The organism is Falsiroseomonas oryzae (genome assembly GCF_027856955.1).
Lineage (GTDB): Bacteria > Pseudomonadota > Alphaproteobacteria > Acetobacterales > Acetobacteraceae > Falsiroseomonas > Falsiroseomonas oryzae.
On the sequence record NZ_JAPSMD010000677.1, the window covers coordinates 1 to 2,032 of the forward strand.

The 2,032-nt window shown below is 72.0% G+C and carries 3 protein-coding genes; 1 reads left to right on the forward strand and 2 read right to left on the reverse strand.

Annotated elements, in window-relative coordinates; all coding sequences use genetic code 11:
• Positions 1-221: 221 nt before the first annotated feature.
• Positions 222-950 carry an SOS response-associated peptidase gene (locus OZN99_RS30490; protein WP_270938961.1) on the forward strand — a complete coding sequence of 243 codons (729 nt, stop codon included), beginning with the start codon at positions 222-224 and terminating at the stop codon, positions 948-950.
• Between the two features lie 199 nt (positions 951-1,149).
• Here OZN99_RS30490 and dksA read toward each other — a convergent pair whose 3' ends face one another.
• Together dksA and OZN99_RS30500 are read right to left on the reverse strand one after the other, a co-directional pair.
• Positions 1,150-1,566: an RNA polymerase-binding protein DksA gene (dksA, locus tag OZN99_RS30495; RefSeq protein WP_270938962.1), complete on the reverse strand. Its 417-nt coding sequence runs from the start codon at positions 1,564-1,566 to the stop codon at positions 1,150-1,152.
• Positions 1,567-1,698: 132 nt separating this feature from the next.
• A partial coding sequence (locus OZN99_RS30500) for a flagellar assembly protein FliX (RefSeq protein WP_270938963.1) occupies positions 1,699-2,032 on the reverse strand: 334 nt, incomplete at its 5' end.

Sequence of the window (2,032 nt, forward strand, 5' to 3'; positions counted from 1 at the left end):
GACGCCGACCGCCGCCGGCGGCGGCGGCGCCGGGGCCAGCAGGGCCGGGCATGGCGAGGCCTCGGCCGCCGCGGCCGCGAGCAGCAGCCCGGCAAGGATGACCGGCATGCCGCGCCGGCGGAACGATGCGACCCTCATGCCGCGCATGGTGGCGCGAAGCGACGCACCGCTGGAAGCCTCTGCCCTGGCCAGCACGCCGCTCTGCGGCCATATCCCCCGGCATGTGCGGCCGCTTCTTCCTGCAGCGCGACCCGGCGGGTCTCGCGCGCTACTTCGAGACGGTGAACCCGACGCCGAACCACCCGGCCTCGTGGAACGTCGCGCCGACCCAGGCCTCGCTGGTGGTCCGGCGCCACCCGGAAAGCGGGGAGCGGCATCTGGATGCGCTGCGCTGGGGGCTGGTTCCGCGTTGGGCGAAGGACACGAAGGACGCGGCGAAGCTGATGAATGCGCGCGGCGACACCGTGGCGGAGAAGCCCTCCTTCCGCGACGCCTTCCACAAGCGGCGCTGCCTGGTGCCGATGGATGGCTTCTACGAATGGCGGAAGGACGAGGCCGGCGGGCGGCAGGCCTATGCGGTGGCGCTGGCCAGCGGCGAGCCGATGGCGGTCGCCGGCCTGTGGGAGGGCTGGAAGTCGCCCGAAGGCGAGTGGCTGCGCACCTTCACGGTCATCACCACCGATGCGAATCCGAAGCAGGCGCTGGTGCACCACCGCATGCCCGTGATCCTGCCACCGGAGACCTGGGACGCCTGGCTGGGCGCGGAACCGGCGGAGCCGGCGGACCTGGTCGAGCTGCTGGTGCCCTGCGGGGAGGAGGAGCTGGCGATCTGGCCGGTGGACAACCGCGTCGGGCGCGTGGCGGAGAACGATGCCGGGCTGCTGCGACGCGATCCCTTGGCGCAGCCACCGAAGGAACTGGACGACCCACCGCCCGACCTGACGGGGTGAGCGACGCGCGCGGCGTGCGGCTTTGCCGCTTTGGCACTTTGCGCGGGCGCGCGCCGTTGCCTGCTTCGGACAAATTCCCCGGCCCGCGCCATGTGGCATGGGACCATGGCCGCGACCGCGTGCCTGCCACCTGGCAAGGACCTGGACAGCCGGGTTCTTTGACAATATTCCTATACCCGCGGCCCGCCGCCGCGGTCAATCAATCGTCGCGGTGAACGCGCTCCATGCGCTCGTGGCGCTCCTGCGCCTCGATCGACAGGGTCGCGATCGGGCGCGCCTCGAGGCGACGCAGGCCGATCGGCTCGCCGGTCTCCTCGCAGTAGCCGTAGGTGCCGTTCTCGACCCGCTCGAGCGCCTGGTCGATCTTGGAGATCAGCTTGCGCGCCCGGTCCCGGGTGCGGAGTTCCAGAGCGCGGTCGGTTTCGACGCTGGCCCGGTCCGTGAGGTCCGCCTCGGCGATGCCGCCCTCGCCCAGGCTGTGCAGAGTCTCGCCCGCCTCCCGCAGCAAGTCGCCGCGCCATCGCAGAAGCTTCTGGCGGAAATATTCGAGCTGCAATGGGTTCATGAACTCTTCGTCGGACGACGGTCGGTAGTCCGGCGGCAAGGTCACGAGCATGGCACGATCTTCCCCAACCCCCTCCGGCCATTGGCCCGGCGCCGGGCCGGCGAAGGCGGGCGGACCATAGTGGCGAGAGTAGGGCGGACACAAGCCCCTGCTTCACGGCAAGTTCCTGATCTGCGCGCCTTTTCATATTGCTGACGCGGTCGCGCCACGCGCCGCAGCGCGCTGCCGTGCAAGCTCCACCCTCACCCGCAGGGCGACCTCGGCCAGGATGCTGCGCAACGCCGGGTCGGCGTCGTCCGCCGTCGTCTCGGCCATCCGGGCCAGTCGCAGCAGGCGGTCCTGCCCCACCCTGCCGCGCAGCAGGTCGAGCTGCAGACCCGTCAATTCCACGAGAGCCGCATCGGCGCGTCGCGCCGCATCGGCCGACTCGCGGCGCGGCGCGGCGCGTTCCTCCTGCACGGCCAACAACGCGGGCACCGCGACGGCGGCGGCCGCCGCCGGGCCGTCCCCGCCGGGC